This is a genomic window from Lysinibacillus louembei (genome assembly GCF_033880585.1).
Classification (GTDB): domain Bacteria; phylum Bacillota; class Bacilli; order Bacillales_A; family Planococcaceae; genus Metasolibacillus; species Metasolibacillus louembei.
Genome location: NZ_CP137624.1, coordinates 434,712 through 458,061 on the forward strand (window position 1 = coordinate 434,712; position 23,350 = coordinate 458,061).

The 23,350-nt window shown below is 39.5% G+C and carries 26 protein-coding genes; all 26 read right to left on the reverse strand.

Going from position 1 to position 23,350, the window contains the following annotated elements; genetic code table 11:
* Positions 1 to 6: 6 nt before the first annotated feature.
* Positions 7 to 864, reverse strand: a complete 858-nt coding sequence (atpG, locus tag R6U77_RS02095) for an ATP synthase F1 subunit gamma (protein ID WP_319837242.1) — start codon at positions 862 to 864, stop codon at positions 7 to 9.
* A 100-nt stretch (positions 865 to 964) separates the two neighbouring features.
* Complete coding sequence (gene atpA / locus R6U77_RS02100) at positions 965 to 2,473, reverse strand: F0F1 ATP synthase subunit alpha (protein WP_293921525.1); 1,509 nt, start codon at positions 2,471 to 2,473, stop codon at positions 965 to 967.
* Positions 2,474 to 2,501: 28 nt separating this feature from the next.
* On the reverse strand, positions 2,502 to 3,032 hold the full coding sequence (locus R6U77_RS02105) for a F0F1 ATP synthase subunit delta (protein ID WP_293921524.1): 531 nt from the start codon (positions 3,030 to 3,032) through the stop codon (positions 2,502 to 2,504).
* Positions 3,029 to 3,547 carry a F0F1 ATP synthase subunit B gene (gene atpF, locus R6U77_RS02110; RefSeq protein ID WP_293921523.1) on the reverse strand — a complete coding sequence of 173 codons (519 nt, stop codon included), beginning with the start codon at positions 3,545 to 3,547 and terminating at the stop codon, positions 3,029 to 3,031. The genes R6U77_RS02105 and atpF overlap by 4 nt, the downstream gene beginning before the upstream one ends.
* Positions 3,548 to 3,726: 179 nt before the next feature.
* The gene (gene atpE / locus R6U77_RS02115; RefSeq protein ID WP_042470896.1) at positions 3,727 to 3,951 is read right to left on the reverse strand and encodes a F0F1 ATP synthase subunit C; all 225 of its coding nucleotides are present in this window, start codon (positions 3,949 to 3,951) and stop codon (positions 3,727 to 3,729) included.
* A 73-nt stretch (positions 3,952 to 4,024) separates the two neighbouring features.
* Positions 4,025 to 4,753, reverse strand: a complete 729-nt coding sequence (gene atpB, locus R6U77_RS02120; protein WP_293921519.1) for a F0F1 ATP synthase subunit A — start codon at positions 4,751 to 4,753, stop codon at positions 4,025 to 4,027.
* 24 nt (positions 4,754 to 4,777) lie between these two features.
* The gene (locus R6U77_RS02125) at positions 4,778 to 5,149 is read right to left on the reverse strand and encodes an ATP synthase subunit I (protein ID WP_293921518.1); all 372 of its coding nucleotides are present in this window, start codon (positions 5,147 to 5,149) and stop codon (positions 4,778 to 4,780) included.
* Between the two features lie 434 nt (positions 5,150 to 5,583).
* Positions 5,584 to 6,696, reverse strand: a complete 1,113-nt coding sequence (gene wecB / locus R6U77_RS02130; RefSeq protein ID WP_319837243.1) for a non-hydrolyzing UDP-N-acetylglucosamine 2-epimerase — start codon at positions 6,694 to 6,696, stop codon at positions 5,584 to 5,586.
* 71 nt (positions 6,697 to 6,767) lie between these two features.
* Positions 6,768 to 7,397 (reverse strand): uracil phosphoribosyltransferase, encoded by a 630-nt coding sequence (upp, locus tag R6U77_RS02135; RefSeq protein ID WP_293921514.1) that lies wholly within the window; start codon positions 7,395 to 7,397, stop codon positions 6,768 to 6,770.
* A gap of 227 nt (positions 7,398 to 7,624) precedes the next feature.
* On the reverse strand, positions 7,625 to 8,866 hold the full coding sequence (glyA, locus tag R6U77_RS02140; protein ID WP_293921512.1) for a serine hydroxymethyltransferase: 1,242 nt from the start codon (positions 8,864 to 8,866) through the stop codon (positions 7,625 to 7,627).
* 23 nt (positions 8,867 to 8,889) lie between these two features.
* Positions 8,890 to 9,435 (reverse strand): TIGR01440 family protein, encoded by a 546-nt coding sequence (locus R6U77_RS02145; RefSeq protein WP_319837244.1) that lies wholly within the window; start codon positions 9,433 to 9,435, stop codon positions 8,890 to 8,892.
* A gap of 3 nt (positions 9,436 to 9,438) precedes the next feature.
* Positions 9,439 to 9,876 (reverse strand): ribose 5-phosphate isomerase B, encoded by a 438-nt coding sequence (gene rpiB / locus R6U77_RS02150; RefSeq protein ID WP_293921508.1) that lies wholly within the window; start codon positions 9,874 to 9,876, stop codon positions 9,439 to 9,441.
* Positions 9,877 to 10,222: 346 nt separating this feature from the next.
* Positions 10,223 to 11,521, reverse strand: coding sequence for a methyl-accepting chemotaxis protein (locus R6U77_RS02155; protein ID WP_293921506.1), 1,299 nt, complete (start codon positions 11,519 to 11,521; stop codon positions 10,223 to 10,225).
* Positions 11,514 to 11,966, reverse strand: coding sequence for a low molecular weight protein arginine phosphatase (locus R6U77_RS02160; protein WP_319837245.1), 453 nt, complete (start codon positions 11,964 to 11,966; stop codon positions 11,514 to 11,516). The genes R6U77_RS02155 and R6U77_RS02160 overlap by 8 nt, the downstream gene beginning before the upstream one ends.
* 25 nt (positions 11,967 to 11,991) lie before the next feature.
* Positions 11,992 to 12,486: a manganese efflux pump gene (locus tag R6U77_RS02165; protein WP_293921503.1), complete on the reverse strand. Its 495-nt coding sequence runs from the start codon at positions 12,484 to 12,486 to the stop codon at positions 11,992 to 11,994.
* 134 nt (positions 12,487 to 12,620) lie between these two features.
* Positions 12,621 to 13,667: an L-threonylcarbamoyladenylate synthase gene (locus tag R6U77_RS02170; RefSeq protein ID WP_319837246.1), complete on the reverse strand. Its 1,047-nt coding sequence runs from the start codon at positions 13,665 to 13,667 to the stop codon at positions 12,621 to 12,623.
* Between the two features lie 102 nt (positions 13,668 to 13,769).
* Positions 13,770 to 14,318: a stage II sporulation protein R gene (locus tag R6U77_RS02175; protein ID WP_319837247.1), complete on the reverse strand. Its 549-nt coding sequence runs from the start codon at positions 14,316 to 14,318 to the stop codon at positions 13,770 to 13,772.
* Between the two features lie 44 nt (positions 14,319 to 14,362).
* Entirely contained in the window at positions 14,363 to 15,226 is an 864-nt protein-coding gene (prmC, locus tag R6U77_RS02180; protein WP_319837248.1) for a peptide chain release factor N(5)-glutamine methyltransferase, read from the reverse strand.
* Positions 15,213 to 16,289, reverse strand: coding sequence for a peptide chain release factor 1 (gene prfA, locus R6U77_RS02185; protein ID WP_293921497.1), 1,077 nt, complete (start codon positions 16,287 to 16,289; stop codon positions 15,213 to 15,215). The genes prmC and prfA overlap by 14 nt, the downstream gene beginning before the upstream one ends.
* Positions 16,290 to 16,519: 230 nt before the next feature.
* Entirely contained in the window at positions 16,520 to 17,092 is a 573-nt protein-coding gene (locus R6U77_RS02190) for a thymidine kinase (RefSeq protein ID WP_293921495.1), read from the reverse strand.
* A gap of 78 nt (positions 17,093 to 17,170) precedes the next feature.
* Positions 17,171 to 17,374, reverse strand: coding sequence for a 50S ribosomal protein L31 (rpmE, locus tag R6U77_RS02195; RefSeq protein ID WP_042470850.1), 204 nt, complete (start codon positions 17,372 to 17,374; stop codon positions 17,171 to 17,173).
* A 148-nt stretch (positions 17,375 to 17,522) separates the two neighbouring features.
* Positions 17,523 to 18,569: an NAD(P)/FAD-dependent oxidoreductase gene (locus tag R6U77_RS02200; protein ID WP_319837249.1), complete on the reverse strand. Its 1,047-nt coding sequence runs from the start codon at positions 18,567 to 18,569 to the stop codon at positions 17,523 to 17,525.
* Between the two features lie 27 nt (positions 18,570 to 18,596).
* On the reverse strand, positions 18,597 to 19,631 hold the full coding sequence (locus tag R6U77_RS02205) for a FecCD family ABC transporter permease (RefSeq protein ID WP_319837250.1): 1,035 nt from the start codon (positions 19,629 to 19,631) through the stop codon (positions 18,597 to 18,599).
* Positions 19,628 to 20,674 (reverse strand): FecCD family ABC transporter permease, encoded by a 1,047-nt coding sequence (locus tag R6U77_RS02210; RefSeq protein ID WP_319837251.1) that lies wholly within the window; start codon positions 20,672 to 20,674, stop codon positions 19,628 to 19,630. The genes R6U77_RS02205 and R6U77_RS02210 overlap by 4 nt, the downstream gene beginning before the upstream one ends.
* Before the next feature lie 49 nt (positions 20,675 to 20,723).
* A complete protein-coding gene (locus R6U77_RS02215; RefSeq protein ID WP_319837252.1) occupies positions 20,724 to 21,515 on the reverse strand; it encodes an ABC transporter ATP-binding protein in 792 nt (263 codons plus the stop codon).
* Between the two features lie 87 nt (positions 21,516 to 21,602).
* Complete coding sequence (locus tag R6U77_RS02220) at positions 21,603 to 23,327, reverse strand: ABC transporter ATP-binding protein (RefSeq protein WP_319837253.1); 1,725 nt, start codon at positions 23,325 to 23,327, stop codon at positions 21,603 to 21,605.
* Positions 23,328 to 23,350 lie beyond the last annotated feature (23 nt).

Here is a 23,350-nt window from a genome sequence, read left to right on the forward strand (position 1 = left end):
TGCAGCCTATTCTAGGGCTGCAGCTCCACCAACGATTTCTGTAATTTCTTGTGTAATAGCTGCTTGACGCGCACGGTTGTATTGCAAAGATAAGTTGTCGATTAAATCAGAAGCATTATCTGTTGCATTACGCATTGCCGTCATACGTGAAGCATGTTCACTTGCTTTTCCGTCTAATAAAGCACCATAAATTAAGCTTTCTGCATATTGTGGAAGTAATACTTCTAGAATTGCTTCACCAGATGGCTCGAATTCATATGCAGCGCTTGTTGTAGTAGTAGCAATATCAGTTAACGGAAGAACCTTTTTCTCCGTTACTACTTGAGAAATAGCACTTTCGAAGTGGTTATAGTACATATAAAGTTCATCATATGCGCCATCAATGAACATACCAACAGCATTACGAGCGATTTCTTTAATATCAGCAAATGTCGGTTGGTCTGGAAGAGCCACAACACTACTAATAACATTGTGATTACGTTTAATAAAGTAATCACGTGCAACACGACCTAATGCAAAAACAACGTATTCGTCTTGAGATTGATGACGCTCGTTAATTGTGCGTTGAACTTGACGTAAAATGCTTGAGTTATAAGCACCTGCCAAACCACGATCAGAACCAATTACTAAGTAAGCTGTTTTCTTCACAGGACGAGCAGTTAACATCGGATGTCCACTGTCTTTTGTACCTGCTGCGATAGCGCCTACTACGTCTTGAATCTTTTCCATATAAGGAACGTATGCTTTAGCGTTTTGCTCTGCACGGCGTAGTTTCGAAGAAGAAACCATTTGCATCGCCTTTGTTATTTTCTGTGTGCTCTTTGTAGAGTTAATACGACCTTTAATTTCGCGTAAGTTTACCACTGGTATTTCACCACCCTCTGTTATTTAATCACAATCCATTATTCTCACAGCATCCGCAAGCAGCTAGCTTGCGGATTTGCAAAGAACGATTTAACTAAGATTATTCTGATTTAGCAAAAGTCTTTTTGAAAGCATTGATTGCTTCAGCAAGATCTGCATCAGCTGGAATATCTTTTGTTGTACGGATATGATCTAATACGCTTGTGTGGTTTGTATCTAACCAGCTTAAGAACTCACCCTCGAAACGAGTGATATCAGCTACTGGAATATCATCTAAGAAGCCACGAGTTAATGCATATAAAATGACAACTTGTTTTTCAACTTTTAACGGTTTGTTTAAGTCTTGTTTTAATACTTCAACAGTACGTTTACCGCGCTCTAATTTAGCTAAAGTTGCTTTATCTAAGTCAGAACCGAACTGAGCGAAAGATTCTAACTCACGGAAAGCAGCTAAGTCAAGACGTAATGTACCAGCTACTTTTTTCATCGCTTTAATTTGTGCTGAACCACCTACACGTGATACAGATAAACCGGCGTTGATTGCTGGACGTACACCTGAGTTGAATAAGTCAGATTGTAAGAAAATTTGACCATCAGTAATCGAAATTACGTTTGTAGGAATGTAAGCTGAGATATCCCCTGCTTGTGTTTCTACGAATGGTAATGCAGTGATTGAACCATTTTGGTAAGTTTCGTTTAATTTTGCAGCACGCTCTAATAAACGGCTGTGTAAGTAGAACACGTCACCAGGGTAAGCTTCACGACCTGGAGGACGACGTAATAATAATGACAGCTCACGGTAAGCAGATGCTTGTTTTGATAGGTCATCATATACTACTAATACGTGTTTACCTTGTAACATGAATTCTTCAGCCATCGATACACCAGCAAATGGTGCTAAGTATAATAATGGTGATGGTTGAGAAGAAGAAGCTGTTACAACGATTGTGTAATCTAAAGCACCGTTTTTACGTAATGTTTCAACTACGCCACGTACTGTAGATTCTTTTTGACCGATTGCAACATAGATACAAATCATGTTTTCACCGTTTTGGTTTAAGATTGTATCGATTGCTACAGATGTTTTACCTGTTTGACGGTCACCGATGATTAACTCACGTTGACCACGGCCGATTGGTACTAATGCGTCAATCGCTTTAATACCAGTTTGTAATGGCTCATGTACTGATTTACGTGCCATTACACCGAAAGCTGGGCTTTCGATTGGACGAGTTTTTGTTGTGTTGATTGGACCTAAGCCATCCACTGGTTGACCTAATGGGTTTACAACACGACCAATTAGTTCTTCACCAACTGGAACGCTCATAATACGACCTGTACGACGAACTTCATCGCCTTCTTTAATGTCAAGGTACTCACCTAGAATAATAATACCAACGTTACCTTCTTCTAAGTTTTGAGCCATACCCATAACACCGTTAGAGAACTCTAAAAGCTCTCCAGCCATGACGTTGTCGAGGCCATGAGCAAGTGCGATACCGTCACCAACGCGGATAACTGTACCTACTTCGCTTACTTGTAATTCAGATTGATAATTTTCAATCTGTTGTTTAATCAGACTGCTGATTTCTTCAGCTTTGATGCCCATGTATGTTCACCTCTCACATTTCTTAAAGTTAAACAACTAATGTACGCTTTAAACCTTCTAGTTTAGAAGCAATTGTGCTGTCATAAATATAGTTGCCAATTTGTACACGAATACCACCAAGAATTGATGGCTCGATAATATTGTTAATTTCTAGTTTGCTTTTCCCTACTAGCTGTGCAAAGGCTACTGAAATCTCTGCACTTTCAGCCTCGGTTAAAGCGCGTGTTGAGTAAACTGTTGCTTTTGCGGCACCGCTCGCTGCAGTTGCAAGAGCTTGGAACTCTTCTGCTACAGCAACGACTTCGCTAATGCGTTGTTTATCAACTAATAATTGAACTGTGTTCACTACTGCTGAATTAGCATTTGCTAAAATTTCAGATAGCATTGCTTTTTTCTTTGCAGAAGAAATTTTAGGTGCTTTTAATAGCTCTAATAAAGCTGGTGTTGCTTCGATTGCGGCTGTTAATTCTTTTAAATCAGCACTTACTTCTACAAGATTTTGATTTTTGCTAGCTAATTGAAACAATGCTTCAGCGTAACGCTTCGCTACTTGACTCATTTCGCTTCGCCTGCCTTCGCAATCGTTTCTTTAATTAATGCGCTATTGTCCGCTTCAGAAATTTCTTTGCCAAGTACTTTAGATGCTGCAAGAACTGATAATGATACAACTTCTTCACGTACTGCTGCAATTGCTTTTTCTTTTTCGTTTTCAATTTCACGCACAGCTGCATCTTTTAAACGAGCTGCTTCTGCACGAGCCGCAGAAATAATTTCTTCACGCTGTGCATCGCCTTGTTTTTTAGCACCTTCTACGATCGCTTGTGCTTCTGTACGAGCTTCTTTTAGAAGGCTTTTTTGTTCTTCTAATAATTGGTGCGTTTCTTTGCGCGCTTTTTCAGCTGCATCGATTTCGCTTGCAACTAATTCTTCACGTTGTTGCATAATGCCCATTAATGGACCCCATGCGAACACTTTAAGAAGAATCATTAAAATAATGAACGTTAATAATGTTGCAATGATATCTCCACCATTAAAACCGCCACCTGCACCTAATACAAGATCATTTAATAACACGATTGGTTCACTCCCTTCAAGAGCTTGTTCAAAATCTATAACACATAAATCTTTAATTTCAAATTCATTGTTGCTTTCTTCACATAGTTGATATGTGAATTTCATGTATTACATAAAAGGAATGGCGAAGTAGTAAGTCTGGTGAACTTTTTCTTCGCCATTGACGTCGTAAGTAGTAATTATTGATTCATTACGATGAATGCTACTACTACACCGATGATTGGAAGGGCCTCAACTAATGCAACCCCGATGAACATTGTTGTTTGAAGAGCACCACGTAATTCTGGTTGACGAGCGATACCTTCTACTGTTTTTGATACGATAAGACCGTTACCGATACCTGCACCTAGTGCACCTAAACCGATTGCGATTGCTGCTGCTAATAAACCAATTGAACCTGTCATTGTTAAATTTCCTCCTTGGAATATGTGTTTTTTTATTGTGGTTCAAATACCGCAAAATTTGCGGAATTTATAATTAATGGTCGTGACTCACTTTGTGTGCCAAATAAACCATCGTTAACATTGTAAAAATGAAAGCTTGGATAAAGCCGATGAAGATCGAGAATCCTTGCCATGCGATAGCTGGAATAACCATTCCGAACCATCCTAAATAGCTTGCCCCTGCGACACCTGCGATTAAGCCAATTAAAATCTCACCTGCGAAAATGTTACCGTAAAGACGTAGACCAAGCGTTAACGTATTGGCAAACTCTTCAATAACTTTCAGCGGGAACATCCACCACATTGGCTTTAAGTACGTGTTCTTCGCATAACCGCCAGAACCATGTGCTTTAATACCGTAGTAGTGCGCTAATAGCGTTACCATAACAGCTAATGTTAATGTTACTGTCGGGTCAGCTGTTGGCGATTTCCACCATAGGTAGTGATCATGGCTAATAGAGAATGGTAAACCTAGTAAGTTCGCTACAGCGATAAACATAATTAATGTAATCCCTAATACGTGGAACTGACCACCTGTTTTCCAGTCCATATTGCTTTTAATGATCCCTTTCACGAAGTCCATAATCCACTCCATGAAGTTTTGCATACCTGTTGGCTTAAGCTTTAGGTTGCGTGTGGAAATAAATGCGATTAAAAATACGATAACCGCCGTAACAATTAACATCAACACAGTTGATTTGTTAAATATTAACGTGAAATCTCCAAATAGCTTTAGATGAAACTCTGGATTTTTATGATCCATTTTTGCATTCACCTCTCTTTCATTTTAGTGATGTTTGACAAGATGTACAATTCGCTCAACTACGAGAAAAATGTACGGAATCATTAGCCCAATAACGGTACTAACTAAATGAAATTTCTCTGGCAACGACATGGCGATTGCAACTGCGGCAACACCTGAGCCAAAGCGTAAGGCTGTACCTATTGATGATGCCTTTCTTCCTTCACTAATCGAACGGTCGAAGTTGTCCATTCGTCGAACTAAAATCCAAAAGTTGTATGTACCGAAGAATGCACCTAAACCTAGTCCTGCGAAGATGCTAGCATATGGCGTAAAAGCCCATCCTAGTACACAGAGGGCGAGCAAAAAAAATAACACTTTCTTTTGCTTAGCGAAAATGTAGTGCAAATCTTCCATTGGCAATAAGTCTCCTGAATTTTTTTCGAGTAAAGAATTGATGCTGACCAGTCAGTAAATTCAAAAACTATTGAATATACTGAAGTATGAGGTTAAATAAATATGTAGCAAGGTTTGTCTTGGAGTAAATTTCTACATACGAAAGCTTTAACCTTTATGGATGTGAATCCAGACGCATCAAACTGTTGTAAATTAACAATTGGAATCCAACTGTTAATTCAGTAGAAACTTGATATAATAAGTGATTCAAACTTTGAAACCCTTATCATTCTTACCCTTTGTTAGCATACAATAGGCGATATTTGATGTCAATTAGTAATGGTGAAAAACTTCACAATCCCTCTAATGTTGTCAAATTGTCGACAAATTTGTGAAGAGTGATTTTGGACGTGAAGTTTGTCCCATTTCCTTATATTGAAAAAGTTATTTTAGCATTACTGCTTCGCTAAAAACTCAATAAGCGCTTGCACAATTCGCTCCGATGCATGGCCATCACCATACGGATTAGATGCATGTGCCATCGCATGATATGCTTCCTTGTCAACAAGCAATTCATTTGCTAAACGATAAATCGTGTCCTCATCTGTACCAGCAAGCTTTAATGTACCTGCTGCAATCCCTTCAGGTCGCTCTGTTGTATCACGCAGCACAAGCACGGGCTTGCCTAATGAAGGTGCCTCCTCCTGCACACCACCAGAATCCGTCAAAATCATATATGAACGCGCTGCGATATTATGGAAATCAAATACTTCTAATGGTTCAATTAAATGAATGCGCTCATCATTACCTAGCACATCATTCGCAATTTCACGTACAACTGGATTCATATGAACAGGATAGACAACTTGAATATCATTATGCTCCGCTAATAAACGTTTAATGGCATGGAACATATTGCGCATTGGCTCACCTAAATTTTCACGGCGATGCGCTGTTAATAAAATCATTCGATCTGCGCCAATTTTTTCGAGCACCGGGTGGCTGTATGTTTCGCTAACAGTCGTTTTTAATGCATCAATCGCTGTATTACCTGTTACGAAAATAGCCTCAGCAGGCTTGTTTTCACGCAGTAAATTTTCCTCTGACTGCTTTGTTGGGGCAAAATGTAAATCTGCCATAACCCCCGTTAGCTGACGGTTCATTTCCTCAGGATATGGCGAATACTTTTGTCCTGTTCGAAGACCTGCCTCCACATGTCCAATCGCAATTTGATTGTAAAATGCAGCTAAGCTCCCGATAAATGTAGTTGCGGTATCACCATGCACCAACACGATATCAGGCTTTGCTTCTTTCATGACCGCGTCTAACCCTTGCAAAGCATTTGTCGCTACATCTACAAGCGTTTGGCGGTCCTTCATAATGTTTAAATCGTAATCTGGCTTAATTTTAAATGTTTCCAACACTTGATCAAGCATTTGACGATGCTGTGCTGTCACGGTCACAATTGACTCAACTTGCTCATGCTTTTCTAGCTCTAATACAAGCGGTGCCATTTTAATTGCCTCCGGACGCGTACCGAAAATCGTCATTACTTTAAATTTCGTCATTCCGAATTCTCCAGTCTATAAAAATTAATTTAGGGTGTCTCAAAATTTCTTTTCAGACAACCCCTTCAATTTTATTTTGTACCGAATAAACGGTCTCCCGCATCACCTAATCCAGGTACAATATAGCCATGATCATTTAATTTTTCATCCAATGCTGCAATATAAATATCTACATCGCCATGTACTTTTTGAATTGCCTCTACCCCTTCTGGAGCCGCAATTAAGCACATAAATTTAATATTTTTCGCACCGCGCTTTTTCAAAGAATTAATGGCTTCTACTGCAGAGCCACCAGTTGCTAGCATCGGGTCAACAATAATGAAATCGCGCTCCTCAACATCTGCTGGTAGCTTCGCATAATATTCAATCGGCTTTAATGTTTCAGGGTCACGATATAATCCAATATGCCCTACTTTTGCAGCTGGGATTAAATTTAAAACGCCATCTACCATGCCGATTCCTGCACGCAAAATTGGCACAATAGCTAGCTTTTTACCTGATAAAACTTTTGATTTTGCTGTTGTAACAGGCGTTTCTACTTCAATTTCTTCTAGTGGCATTTCACGCGTAATTTCAAATGCCATTAATGTTGCTACTTCGTCAACAAGCTCACGAAATTCCTTCGTTCCTGTGTTTTTGTCACGAATATACGTTAATTTGTGTTGAATTAATGGATGATCGAATACATATACTTTGCTCATGGCGGCTCTCTCCTAACTATTGTTTATCCTTCATTAGCTTATAATTAATGAAGTTTCACTTTTTCTAAATAAGTATAACAAAAAAAGCCTATGCTGTGTTGTAGAACATGATATCGGCGGGTTTGGATTGTTTATCGGCGATTTTTATAACATATCGGCGTTTCTTTTAAATATATCAGCGACTACCAAAAAGAGCAGCGACAATGATTGTCGTTGCTCTTCTTTCATTAAGCATATAATGGGAATTTATCTGTTAACGCTTTTACACGTGCTTTAGCTTCCTCTTGTACAGCTGCATCTTCAACATTTTTTAAGACAGATGCAATGATTAGGCCTACCTCTTTCACGTCTTCCTCTTTGAAGCCACGTGATGTAACAGCAGGTGTACCGATACGAATACCTGATGTCACAAATGGTGATTCAGTGTCATAAGGAATTGTATTTTTATTTGTTGTGATACCGACTGCATCTAATGCATGCTCTGCTACTTTACCTGTTAAACCAAGAGATTTTACATTTAATAGTACGATATGGTTGTCCGTACCGTTAGAAACGATTTCTACACCTTCAGCGATTAATGTTTCTGCTAATACGCGTGCGTTTGCTTTAACTTGCTTTGCATATTCCTTGAATTCTGGTTGTAATGCTTCGCCGAATGCTACTGCTTTCGCTGCGATAACATGCATTAATGGACCACCTTGAATTCCTGGGAATACCGACTTATTTAATTTTTGCTCCCATTCCTTTGAAGCTAAAATTAAACCACCGCGTGGACCACGTAATGTTTTGTGCGTTGTAGATGTTACGAAGTCAGCATATGGTACTGGTGATTGGTGCTCACCTGCTGCAACTAAGCCTGCAATATGCGCCATATCTACCATGAAGTATGCACCGATTTCGTCTGCGATTTCACGGAATTTTTTGAAGTCAATTTCGCGTGGATATGCAGATGCACCTGCAACGATTAATTTCGGTTTATGCTCTAAAGCCTTTTGACGAACATCTTCGTAATCGATTACGTGTGTATCTTTCGTTACACCGTACTCTACGAAATTATATAAAATACCAGAGAAGTTTACTGGTGAGCCATGCGTTAAGTGACCGCCATGTGAAAGATTCATACCAAGCACTGTATCGCCTGGCTCTAAAATTGTATGATACACAGCCATATTTGCTTGCGCACCAGAGTGTGGCTGTACGTTTGCGTATTCAGCACCGAATAGCTCTTTAATGCGATCGCGTGCGATATCTTCTACTACATCGACATGCTCACAGCCACCATAGTAGCGTTTGCCTGGGTAGCCTTCTGCATATTTATTCGTTAATACAGAGCCTTGAGCTTCCATTACAGCTTCTGATACGAAATTTTCAGATGCGATTAGTTCGATGTTCGCTTGCTGACGCTTTTTCTCTGCTAAAATACCATCTAGTACTGCCTTGTCCTGTGCTGCTAACTTTTCAAATGCCATGTAAAATTCCTCCCAAAAGTAAATTATTCATATTGTGCACGCACGCCGCCAATTAGTTTCGGGCGTGTCGTTGCTACTGTTACGACTGCTTCACCTAGTGTTTTCACTGATGTGCGGATTGGAACTGCTACTGCTTTTAAGTGCATGCCTATTAATGTTTGACCAATATCAATACCTGCATGTGCTTGTACATTTTCCACGACAACTGGCTTGTGCATTTGCGTGTAAGCGTAAGCTGACATCGAGCCACCTGCTGTTTTTACTGGAACAACGTGTACAGGCTCTAGCTGATATTTTTGTGCGGCTGCATATTCAAGTGTTAAAGCACGATTAATATGCTCACAGCCTTGGAAAGCTAAATATAATTGATGGCGTTCAGCAAACTTTTGTAGCTCCGTATAAATTGCTGTCGCTACATCCATCGCCCCTGCTGTTCCGATGGTCTCACCGATTACCTCAGATGTCGAGCAACCAACAACAAATAATTGCTCTGGCTGGAACACTACTTGCTGCTCTAAGTCACTTAACAATGTTGATAGCGTTGTCTGTAAATTACTCACATTTGTCATTTATTACACTTCCAGCTCTGAAAGCTTTTCTACGCGGCGTGTATGACGTCCACCTTCAAATTCAGTGCTTAGCCAAGTTGCTACGATTTCACGCGCTAGACCTGGTCCAATAACGCGTTCGCCCATTGCTAATACATTGGAATCATTATGACAGCGTGTCGCTTTTGCAGAAAATACGTCATGCACTAAAGCGCAACGAATTCCTTTTACTTTGTTTGCTGCGATTGACATGCCAATCCCTGTACCGCAAATTAAAATGCCTCGTTCAAATTTTCCAGACGCAACACCTTCAGAAACAGGCTTTGCATAGTCTGGATAATCAACAGATTCATCAGATTGTGGACCGAAATCTTCATAGCTAATGCCTAAGTCATCTAACAGAGACATAATTTCACGGCGTAAATTATTACCGCCATGGTCAGAAGAAATTGCAATTTTCAACGAAGCTCCCTCTTTTCACGATATATTCACCAATAGTGTACCATTTATTCCAGCAGAAAAACATTCTTTTCAACTAGAATAATGAAAGTTTTTTAACAAAACACGAACATTGTATAATTATTATGCTTAAAAGTTCATTTTTTATTCTTTTTCTATACTGATTATCTTCTTGATATTCGTATTTGGAAAATTTACAGAAATTTCTTATGATTAAGCATATGCTTATATTTATTAGAAATCTCTCTCAATTACGCCCTACAAAGAAAGGGCTCTTCTAAAAAAATATTAAAAAGAAAACTCGAACAACTTAGTTAGGCTGTTTGAGTTTCCTCTCTGTAATGCTTTTTTATTGTGCGTTGTTTGAGCGATCAAATCGAGCAATTACTTTATATAATTCATTTGATTGCAGCTGAAGATTTTCACATAAGCTTTGCGTCTGTTCAATTTCCATTGCTTGCTCCTCTGTAATCACGCGAACTTCCTGTGCCCCAGCAGATGTTTCCTCTGCAATTGCGGCAACCTCTTGCGACTGCTGTGCCGTTAACTCAATGCTGCCTAGCTGCTGCTGTGTTAATGAAGAAATATCTACTACGGCATGTGCAACTTCCTCCACATTTTGTACCATACTATCAACTGTTGCTGTCGTTTCAGATACACGTGCTGATTCTTGTGTAGCGAATGCAACTTGCCCATTCATCTGCTTCACAACAAGCTCTACATTTTGCTGCATTGCTTGAATAATGCCTGTAATTCCTTGTACTGCCTTCGCACTTTCGTCTGCTAAAATACGAACTTCCTCTGCAACAACAGCAAAGCCTTTCCCATGCTCTCCAGCTCTCGCTGCTTCAATTGACGCATTTAATGCAAGTAAATTCGTTTGTGCTGCAATATCGCCAACTAGTCCGATTATTTGCTCAATTTGCTCCGCATTTTTTTCTAGCTCTTGAATATTACCTAGCGCTTCCTTATTTCCTTGTGCAATTTGTTGAATACTTGTTACAAGACTTTGAATGGCTCCTTTTGTTGCTTCTAAATTATTTAGCATTTGCTTGGAGCCATCTGCAGAATTTGTTGCATGTATATTCACATCAAGTGCCAATTGACGAACATCGACAAGTGCCTCTGCCATTTCCTGAACAGATACAGCTGAAGTTTGTGCACCCTCTGAAATATGTCCCACTGTTTGTGTTACATCATTCGCTTTGCGTGAGGATGCAGTTGTCAGCTCAGATAGCTCGTTAATTGTGGAATTCGTAATATTGTAGTTATTTTCAATTCCATCTACCATGCCACGTAAATTAACTAGCATATGCTGAAACGCCTCTGCTACTGCACGAATCTCATCATTTGTTTTTGGCATTGTAACATCTTGCCCTATTTTCCCTTCAGCTACCCTTGATGCAGCCTGCTCCAATGATTGTAGCGGACGGACTAAAATAATGCTAAAAATTGCCGCTAAAATACAAGACCAAACGATCCCCGCTATGTATGTACTTATTTGGAAAATTTTACTATTAATCGATTCGAAAAACATCGGATGGATAAACTCAATAAATACAAAACTAGTAGAATATGTAACAAAGGCCAAAATCCCTACAAATAACACTAACTTTTTGCGTAAATTAAAACGTTTTTCATTATTCACTATTTGTGCCCCCTTCTTGTTTTTGCACTAATTCTTCAATTAAATGCTGTAACTCATAAAATGTTTGCTTATACGTATGCAAGTCTCCGCCAAATGGGTCAGACACGTCTAGTGCTGTATATGGCGTAACATATTCCTTCAACGTATACGTTTTTTGTGCAGCAGCTTCAAAGCTATGAAGTAATAGCTCCTTATGCGCTGTGGTCATCGTTAAAATTACGTCTGCCCATTCAATATCCTCACCTGTTACTTGACGAGAAGTATGGCTATGAGGAATATTTTCATCATTTAAAACACGCTGTGCATTTACCGACATTTCGCCCCCTTCAAGCGCATAAATACCTGCTGAACGGATCGAAACATTCGGGAGTTGCTTCGCCTTCAAAATTGCTTCCGCCATCGGACTTCTGCAAGTATTCCCTGTACAAACAAAATAAATATTCATCTTTCTCCCACTCTTCCAAAAATACTTAATTCAAAAGTATCACAACACTAATGATTAACAATAATATACCTGCTATCATTTTAAAAATTTGACTGTTGAAAATTGACGTCTTTGCAACAATTAGCGCTATATAGGATAGCAAAAAAGTACCAACTCCAGCACTCAATATAAATAAATACTTTTCTAAATTTAGCATACCAAAAGAAACGCTTGCTGAAAAGCTATCAATGCTCGCCATAATCGCTAAAATTGGCAAGGCAAGTTGCGGGACATGTTGATTTTTAGATGATAAAAGTAATTGAAGTGCTATGCAAAATAATAAAATTGCAGAAAGGTAGGATGCCCATTCTGCCATAAAAATACTAACCCAACTCCCTAATTTAAACCCTAAAAGCGGAAAAAGCATATGCCAAAAAGCCGTCCAAACAGATAGTAAAAAGCGTTGTGAAACAGCTGGCAATAAAATATACAATGCCACAACGTCTAGCGCTAAAATAATGCCGACAATTATTTCCTGCAACGCCATGCCTCCATCATTCATTAATCTTGAAAGCTACACACGTTGCTTTCACTCTATTTGTATGTGGACAAATTGGTAGCAAGAACTTAATTAAAAGAAAAACCCAAGCCACCTCGATAGCTTGGGAATTGTCTTTAATTTTCAGAATTGTTTGTGTGCCAGGCACCGCCCGCTGCTTTTTCTAAGCGGTTCATGATCGCCACACCTACACCAACATGTGCAGTTGTTGTTGCCAAAATAATCGTTGCATCCGTTTTATCACATGCACGTAACGCATCATAAAGCGCTACGCTCATTTCCTTAACGTTGCCGTCCTTACCGTATGTAAAGAAATAATTTGCCTTGCTCTCTGCAAAGCTTTCTGATGCTAGTAATGCAACACGATGGCCCTCTGCCTGTAGCTGCTCAATTGCTTGTTGCACTTTTTCAATTGTAGGCTCGATTAGTACAACAGGTGCTTCAGGTGCATAGTGTGTGTACTTCATACCAGGTGCTTTCGGTGCCTCTGCACTTTCCTGCTCATTGTTTGTCGGTTGAATAACTGTTCCGATTACTTTTTCTAGCATTTCCTTCGTTACTCCACCTGGACGTAGTATGACAGGTGGTGTGACAGTGACATCTAGCACTGTTGATTCTAAGCCAACGCCTGTTATTCCACCATCTAAAATACAGGCAATGCGATTTGTCATATCTTCTGCTACGTGCTCTGCCTTTGTCGGTGACGGTTTACCACTTCGATTCGCACTTGGTGCTGCTAACGGCTTTTTGATTTCTTCCAATAAACGTAATGCAACAGGATGGTTAGGTACGCGTAAACCAACTGTAGATAAGCCCGCTTGTACATTTGCGGCAAAAACATTTGGCTTCGCTTCTATAATAAGTGTTAGTGGACCTGGCCAAAATGCATCCATACATTTTTGTGCTACTTCAGATATAGCTGTTACATATTCCTTCGCTTGCTCCTTATTATGAAGATGGACTATTAACGGATTATCGGATGGTCGCCCTTTCGCAGTGAATATTTTTTGTACCGCTTCCTCATCTGTTGCAACAGCACCTAGCCCGTATACCGTTTCTGTTGGAAATGCTACAACTTCACCACTATTTAAAAAATCCACAGCTTGTGTATAAACGCTCGAACTATCCACATTTTTATCCACAATTAAATATTTCGTCTCCATATTGTCACCGCCTTTTATTTCGCTATTTTTATCATAGTTATACACATATTGTTGATAACTTATCGTTAATTGTGTATAAGTTATGCCGACCTGTGAGTAAATTTAGGATAACTTTCGTTTTAACCATTCATAAATGACAAATTTGCGCTTCTCTTCTTTTCGTTCCTCTGGTTTTTCACATGTTTTTGGAAAAGCTGAGCAAAACCAGTTATCTCCTCGTGCCTTCCCTATTGTTAACACAACAGATTGATAGAAATTTTGTGGATAAAAGCTAGCAAATTCATATTTAGGTGGAATTAAGTTATCCCCAATTGAGATATGCACACCGTATTGTGCATAGTTTTTCTCTAATACTTTCTGTAAATCTGCTACTATCAATTCTGTTTGCTGTGTCTCAGCCATTTGCTCAAAAATCGGCTGTACTGCTTGCACAATTTCTTGCTTCAATTGCTGATCCTCTTGTAAATTACTATTTGCCACAACTCTAAATAGCAATGGGCTCGCTTCTTTTTGCTCATGCCAGCCTTCACCAAAATCTACGAAATGCGGTACGGCTACAAATAGTATATAACTAATTAATGCATAGCAAACATAACGGAAAATCATAAAAACACGTGATGGCTTTCTAGCAATATTATAATCTTCTAACATATAAATCCCTCCTTGCCTGTTAGCATAGACAAGGAAAATTCATTTTATTCATCAATTACACAAAAAACCATTCGATCTTTTCCATTAATATCTTTAACGATTTCTACCATCGCCTGTGGAAAATGTTGCTGGAAGAAGCTAGCTACTGCTTGTCCTTGTGTATAACCGATTTCCACACCAATTAAAGCTTTCGTGTTCATTAATTCTGGCAATTGCTCCGCTAGTTTACGATACAAAATAAGTCCATCCTCTTCTGCAAAAAGCGCTGTGTGGGGCTCATGCTCAAGCACAACATCCGACATTTGCTCCGCTTCTTGAAAGGCGATATATGGCGGATTGCTTAATACGACATCCCATTTCTCACATGCGATTGGCTCAGTTAAATCCCCTAAGCGAAAATCAATTTCAGCATGTAATTGTGCTGCATTTTTCCTCGCTGTAGCTAGTGCCTCTGCTGAAATATCTGTTGCTGTTACAGCAAGCTTTGGACATTCAAGCTTCATCGTGACAGCAATTGCTCCGCTACCTGTGCCGATATCTGCTAGTTTAATAGATGCCTCCTTGCCAAACAGCTTATGAATATGCGCCATTGCACCGACAATTAATTCCTCTGTCTCTGGGCGTGGAATTAACACGGACTCATCCACTTGAAAGGTACGTCCATAAAATTCCTCGATACCTGTAATATATTGAATCGGCTTGCCTTCTACGTGCATTTGCAGCATTTCCTCAAATAGAGCTAGCTGCTCCTCCGTCATCTGCTCTTGCATTTGCAGCATTAGCCCCGAATAATTTGTTTGCAGTACATGCTGTAATAATAAGCGTGCTGCTGTTTCCTCTCGACCGTTAGCACTTAAAAAAGAAGAAGCCCGTTGCAGGACTTCAAATACTTTATTATGCATCTTCATTTAATCGAGCTAATTTCGATGCCTGCTCTTCTAAAATAAGCGCATCAATCACTTCATCTAATTTGCCTTCAATAATTTGGTCGAGTTTTTGAATTGTTAAGCCAATGCGATGATCTGTTACACGATTTTGTGGATAGTTATATGTGCGAATACGCTCTGAACGGTCACCTGTACCTACAGCAGATTTACGTGTTGCATCTACTTCTGCCTGCGCTTCTTGCATATACATATCCGCTACACGTGCACGTAAAATTTTCATTGCCTTTTCACGGTTTTTAATTTGTGAACGCTCATCCTGCATCGATACAACAACACCTGTTGGAATATGTGTCATACGCACAGCAGACATCGTCGTATTAACGGACTGACCACCAGCACCAGACGATGCGAATGTATCCACACGAATATCTTTTTCATGAATTTCTACGTCTACTTCTTCTACCTCTGGTAAACACGCAACTGTTGCTGTTGATGTGTGAATTCGTCCTTGTGATTCTGTGGCAGGAACACGTTGAACACGATGTGCACCATTTTCAAATTTAAATTTAGAATAGGCACCTTGACCGTTAATCATAAAGATAACCTCTTTATAACCACCCATCGCATTTGGTGTTGCTTCCATAATATCAATTTTCCAGCCTTGTGTTTCTGCATAGCGAGAATACATGCGGAATAAATCACCCGCAAAAATATTCGCTTCGTCTCCACCAGCGGCACCACGAATTTCCATAATAACGTTTTTAGAATCATTCGGATCTTTCGGAATTAATAAAATGCGAAGACGTTCTTCTAAATCAGGAATTTGATCGTTTAATTCATGGAATTCTTCCTTAACCATTTCTAGCATATCTGGGTCTTTTTCAATTTCTAACATTTCACGTGCATCTGCAAGCTGCTCTTTGACAGCTTTATATTCACGATAAACATCGACCATTTCTTGAATGTCCGATTGTTCCTTTGAGTAATCACGTAGCTTTTTACTATCACTTACTACGTCTGGATCACTTAATAGCTCATTTAATCTTTCATAACGATCTTCAACTGCTTGTAGACGATCAAACATGATATTTTTCACCTCTGTAATTTTAGTCCTATTATTTATCCCGCATTAACGGACAGTAAGACGCCCACCTCAAGACTAGAGAAAAACAAAAAGGATAGGTGGGCGATAACTGTCCGTAAAAGCCCGATTGGTTCAACTAACAATCAGTGGGGAATGAGGAAAACCCACTGATTGAAGTTTCACTTTATCTTTACTAAGTATAAAGAAATTATGTTGCTCTTGCTACATTTTTAAAGTGGTGGGTTGCTGTGGCATTTTCTGCATACTGGATAGTAGGAGTCATTGCCGCCAATTTGAATTTGGTCGCCTGTGTAAACAGGTTTGCCATTATCATCCACGCGCAAATTCATTGTCGCTTTTTTATGGCAGAACCAGCAAATTGTTTTCATCTCTTCAATTTTATCTGCATAAATCAGCATGTAGCGGCTGCCTTCAAATAATTCGTTTTGAAAATCATTTTTTAAGCCAAAGCCCATAACAGGGATATTTAATTCATCAACAATTTGCGTTAGCTGTAACACATGTTCCTTCGTTAAAAATTGCACTTCGTCAATTAATATACAATATGGCTTTACGTCCTGTTTTTTTACGTGTTCATAAATGTTTGTGTCATTAAAAACAGCAATGGCAGGGCTTCGTAAACCGATACGGCTTGATACAACACCTACTTCGTCACGCGTATCAAGACCAGACGTAAAAATAAGCACCGGCTTATTTTGCTCCTCATAATTATGAGCCACTTTTAAAATCTCAATCGATTTTCCGCTGTTCATCGCACCATGTTTAAAAAATAATTGCGCCATTTTCTCCTCCACCTAATAATCATTTTATCTCTCAAAAAATGCCTGCCAGACAAAAACCTGGCAGGCATCTTCAAAATATTATTTGTTAAGACCGTATTTTTTGTTGAAACGATCAACACGTCCGTCAGCAGACGCGAATTTTTGACGACCTGTGTAGAATGGGTGACATTCGTTACAGAACTCGACAACGATTGATTCTTTTACAGAACCAGTTTGGAATGAGTTACCGCAAGAGCAAGTTACTGTTGCAGTTTTGTAATCTGGGTGAATTCCTTGTTTCATATTCGTTTTCTCCTCTCGCCCTGAACCATCTGGAACAGAGTATTATCGAACTGCACCTTACATAGCCCGAATATGTCGGCTACATATGTGCACGTTGCATACCTATGGATTATAGCATAGATTTTTGAGTAATTTCAAGTAAAAAATTTTAACTGCGCACCTCACGGTAGTCGTTATCCTCTAAGCCAATGCTTTTATTAAGCTCCTTAAAACGGATATTATGTGATGAAACATAGGCTGCTTTCGGCGCATCTGGCTCTATATATAGCTTCGCACTATTTAATGCTAAAATCGCATCAGCAAATGCGCCTGCTATATAGTGTACCTTGCTTGGATGACTAACAAAATCACCTGCTCCATATATACCTTCAATATTTGTTGCACGTTTCTCATCGACAATGGCATTGCTATCCTCAATATGTAAGCCCCATTTTTCAAGCGCTCCATAATCACATTTCAAGCCGTGGCTAACAACAACAGCATCGATCTCAAGTCGCTCAATTTCTCCTGTTTCCTTATGTGCAATCGAAACAGCTTGAATTAAATCGCCATCTCCATGAAGCTGCACAACTTCATATGGCGTTTTTACATTTGCTGTTTCACGCATCATCACAACATTTCGTTCATGCCCACCGAACTCATCTCGTCGATGTACAACGGTCACACTTGAAGCAATCGGTGCTAATTCATTGGCCCAATCGACAGCCGAATTCCCTCCACCTGAAATGAGCACATGTTTATTTCGAAACACTTCCAGCTCCTGCACGGTATAATGTAAATTTGTTACCTCGTATTTATCTGCCCCTTCTATTTCAAGCTTTTGCAATGACAGTACACCATAGCCAACAGCTAAAATAACTGTCTTTGAGTAATGCTTTTCACCTGTGGCAGAAGTTAAAATAAATGTACCATCCGCTTGCCTTTGTAAATGCTCTACTTTTTGATTAAGCACAATTGTTGGGTCAAATGTCTTGGCCTGCTCAATTAATTGTTTAATTAACTGTCCACCTAAAATCGGTGGCATGCCGCCAATGTCCCAAATCATTTTTTCAGGGAAAATTAATACACGCCCACCTAATTGGTCACTGCACTCAATAATTTTTGTTTTTAAATCGCGCATTCCACTATAAAATGCGGTAAACAGCCCTGCTGGTCCACCGCCAACAATCGTTACATCATACATTTCTTGCGTCATATACTAAACTCCCCATTTCTTGTAGTTTTATTCCTTTAAACGAGCCAATAAATACAGAAAATATGGTGCACCTAAAACAGCGACAACAATGCCCGCTGGAATTTCAGATGGCTCTAAAATTGAACGACCAATCGTATCCGCAAGTAACACTAATAACCCACCTAAGAGTGCCGAAGCAGGCAGTAAAAATTGATGCTTTGCTCCAACAAGCTGTCGCGCTAAATGCGGTGCAACTAACCCAACAAATCCGATACCCCCGCTTACCGAAACACTTGCACCCGCTAGTCCAACAGATGCTGCTAGTAGCCATCGACGCTCTTTTTCAATGGAAGCACCTAAACCTACTGCCGTTATTTCACCTAAATTTAAAATATTTAATACGCGAGATTTGGCATAGACAAATGGTAGCAAGACGATGAGCCAAGGCAGTAAAGATAGAACAAAGCGCCAATTTGAGCCCCAAATGCTCCCCGCCAGCCATGTTGCAACAAATTGATAATTTTCCGGCGTTAATCGCAGTGTTAAAACAATCATTGCTGAGCTAATTCCCGCTGCTACTGCAACCCCTGTTAAAATAAGGCGCATCGGTGTAATCCCCTCATGACGTTTATAGGACAACGTATAAATAATAATCGCCGTTAAGCCAGAGCCTATAAAAGCTAATACTGGTAGCAAGTATACTGGTGCAGCCTTTGTTGATGGAAAAAAGGAAATAAACAGCATAACTGCTAGTCCTGCACCTGCATTAATCCCTAAAATACCCGGGTCTGCTAAGGCATTTCTTGAAATGCCTTGTAAAACAGCTCCTGAAACGGCTAAGCCCATTCCTACTAAAACTGCTATCACAATGCGCGGTAGTCTGAATTCAAATAAAATTAATTGCTGTTGAGCATCACCTTGCCCAAACAATGTGCGAATTACTTCCAGTGGTGTCAGCTTAATAACACCTGTGTTCATGCTAATGACAAAAGTAATTAAAATAAGTACAACTAACGTTCCTAAAATGATAAAGTTTTTTCTTTTCATCTTTTGTTGATTTGCTGTTAAGAAGCGATTATTCACAGCTCTTTTCCTCCTTTACGAGCTAAATATAGGAAGAATGGAACTCCGATAAAGGCAATCAACGCTCCAATTGGCGCTTCGTATGGAGCATTGATATTGCGTGCAATAAAGTCCGCTAACACGACAAGCAATGCGCCATACACTAAAGAACAGGAAATAATCCAGCGATAATCATGTCCAACTATGTATCTTGTTAAATGTGGTACAATCAACCCGACAAAGCCTACCGCTCCCACTACCGAAACAGCAGCTCCTGCTAAAATTAAAACAATAATCATTCCCCATATTTTAATGACACCTGTACGTTGCCCAAGTCCAATCGCTATCTCCTCACCTAAGCTAAGCAGTGTAATCGAACGCGATAGAATCAGTGCACCTATCATCGCAGCAAGCAGCCATGGAGATAAAATTTGCAAGTGGCTCCATTTCGTACCCGAAACGCCGCCAGCATACCAAAATGCTAAATCTTGCCCTATTCGATAATGTAATGCAATCCCTTCTCCTAATGCGCCTAAGAGTGCGCTAACTGCCGCTCCTGCTAACACTAAACGCATTGGCGTTAAGCCACCTTTAGATAGTGAGCCGATGCCATAGACAATGACCACGCCAAGTCCTGCTCCTGCAAATGACCACATAATTAAATACATGTAAGGTAAGCCTGGGAAAAAGGCAAAGCAGATAGCTAGCATAAATGCGGCTCCTGCATTTAAGCCTAATAATCCCGAATCAGCTAAAGGGTTGCGTGTCATCCCTTGCATAATAGCTCCTGCTACCGCAAAAGCGGACCCTACTAACGCTGCTCCTAGCACACGTGGCAAGCGAATTTCACGAATAATTTGATGCTCTGTTAATTCAGAGGAAAAATTAAAAACAGCCTGCCAAACCATACCTAATGAAATATCTGCGGCACCAAAAGATATAGATAAACCAATTGCAAACATTAAACCTATAATCCCTATAATGAGTGCTACAATTGCACGAATTGGATAGGAACGTCTTTGTAGCTCCTGTAATTTTTCAAGCCCTTCGGCTGACATAGCCATGTGCTTCCTCCTTAAAACAATCCATTGTGAGAACAACGGAATTTCATTTCTACTGTTTTTTATACAATTGATAGGACAGACAAATTGGATTATAGCTATAAGGGCATACGGTCATTTCTGCATCAATTTGAAAAACCTTTTGTAGATTTTCCCTTGTCATCACTTCATTTGGGTGACCATTGACAATTAAATCACCGTCCCTCATTGCCACCATAAAATGAGAAAAGCGCGAGGCATGGTTTAAGTCATGTAAAACCATGACAATGGTACGCCCTTCCTCTTCATTAAGCTTTTGCAATAACAAAAGAATATCGAGCTGATGCGCTAAATCTAAATAGGTTGTTGGCTCATCTAACACAAGAATATCTGTCCCTTGTGCCAATGCCATTGCAATCCACACGCGCTGACGTTGCCCACCCGATAAAGCTTCAATCGGTCGATCACAAAATTCACGTAAACCTGTGACATCAATTGCCCAATGAATATATTCATAGTCTTCTTTCTGGAGTGTCCCGAAGCCTGTTTGATGCGGGAAGCGACCATAGGATACGAGTTCAAAAACGGTTAAGCCGTTTGGAGCTGTTGCGGTTTGAGGCAAAATAGCCATTCTTTTCGCAACCTCTTTCGTTTTTAATTGGTATATCGCTTTGCCATCCAAATAAATTGCGCCATCCTGTGCTCTAAGTATGCGTGCTACAGCCTTCAGTAACGTTGACTTGCCACAGCCATTTGGACCGATAATTGTAGAAATTTTTCCTTTCGGTATTTTGACACTTAAATCATTTACAATGCGCGTTGAAGAGTAACCGACTGCAACATGCTCTATTTCAATGACTGTCATCGTTATTAACTCCTTTACTATTTGTTCTACATTGAGGGATTATCTGACAGGCGATTTAATACACCATTTGTCAGACAATCCTATGCTTTATAGCTGTAAACCAAATTGTGCCGTATACAAACCATAATAGACTTTTTGACTATTCATTAACTCCTCATGTGTGCCTTCTTCCACAATACCTTTTTTCGATACGACGACAATGCGGTCTGCATCTTTAATCGTAGCTAGTCGGTGTGCAATAACTAATGTTGTGCGCCCTACCGCTAGCTCATTTAATGCTTCCTGAATTGCTTTTTCTGTTTCTGTATCTAGGGCAGATGTTGCTTCATCTAAAATAAGAATTTTAGGGTTTTTCAAGAAAATACGCGCAATCGATAAGCGCTGCTTTTGACCACCAGAGAGCTTGACACCACGCTCCCCAATAAGCGTGTCCATCCCTTCTGGCAGTGCACGAATAACTTCTTCAAGCTGTGCACGCTTTGCCGCATGCCATATGTCTTCCTCGCTTGCATTTAAATTTCCATAGGCAATATTTTCACGAATGGTACCATCAAATAAGAAAACATCCTGCTGTACAATGCCAATATGTGAACGTAAGGAATGCAGCTTAATATCACGAATATCGATACCATCGATTTTAATTGAGCCCTCATTCACCTCATAAAAGCGTGGCAATAAACTACAAATTGTCGACTTCCCTGCTCCTGATGGTCCGACAAGTGCAACTGTTTCACCAGGTCGAACCGTCAAATTAATATTGTGTAATGCTCGCTTATCCTCTGTATAGCCAAACGAAACATTATCAAAAATAACTTCACCTTCTACATGATTAACCTCTTTCGCATTTACACGATCTGCAATTTCAGGCTCTGTTTCAATAAAATCAATATAACGTTTAAAGCCTGCCATCCCTTTTGGATAGCTTTCAATAAACATATTAATTTTATGAATTGGGTTTAATAGAATGCCTGACAGTAAAATAAATGCGACAAACTCACCGCTCGTTAAATGACCATTTAAAACGTAATATGCACCTAAAAACAGTGTGAACAGTGATAATACTTTTGTTAAAATACCTGAAATCGCCTCATTCCAAGCCATTACCTTATAAGAAAATAGCTTCGTCATGCGGAATCGCTCATTATTTACTTTAAAGCGTTGAATTTCATGTGCTTCATTTGTGAAAGCTTGTACGACACGAATACCGCTTACGTTATTCTCTACACGTGCATTAAAATCTGCGATATCCCCGAACATTCTGGTAAAGGCTTTTGACATTAGCTTTCCGAAAATAATTGTCAAAACTAAAATAATTGGTACAAGGACGAATATTAAAATCGTGAAGGTAGGATCAATATAAAACATGACACTAAATGCTCCAATAATCGTCATGACTGCAATGAACAAATCCTCTGGTCCATGATGTGCAAGCTCTCCAATATCCATTAAGTCATTTGTTAAGCGCGACACAAGATGCCCTGTTTTATTATTATCAAAATAGCGGAACGATAGCTTTTGTACATGGCTAAACGCTTCTTTACGCATATCTGTTTCAATATTAATTCCAAGCATATGTCCCCAATAAGAAACGATGAAATGGAAAATTGAATTTAAAATATATAAGCCAAATAACAATAGACTGACCATTAAAATCCATTTCAATTCACCATCAGGTAAAATATCATCAATGACCTTGTTTAAAACTAACGGAAAAGCTAACTCAATAAGTGCAACTAAAATAGCACATGAAAAATCAAGTATAAATAGCCCTTTATAAGGCTTGTAGTAAGAGAAAAATCGCTTTAATAGCACTGATGCAACCTCCTTGTTGTAAA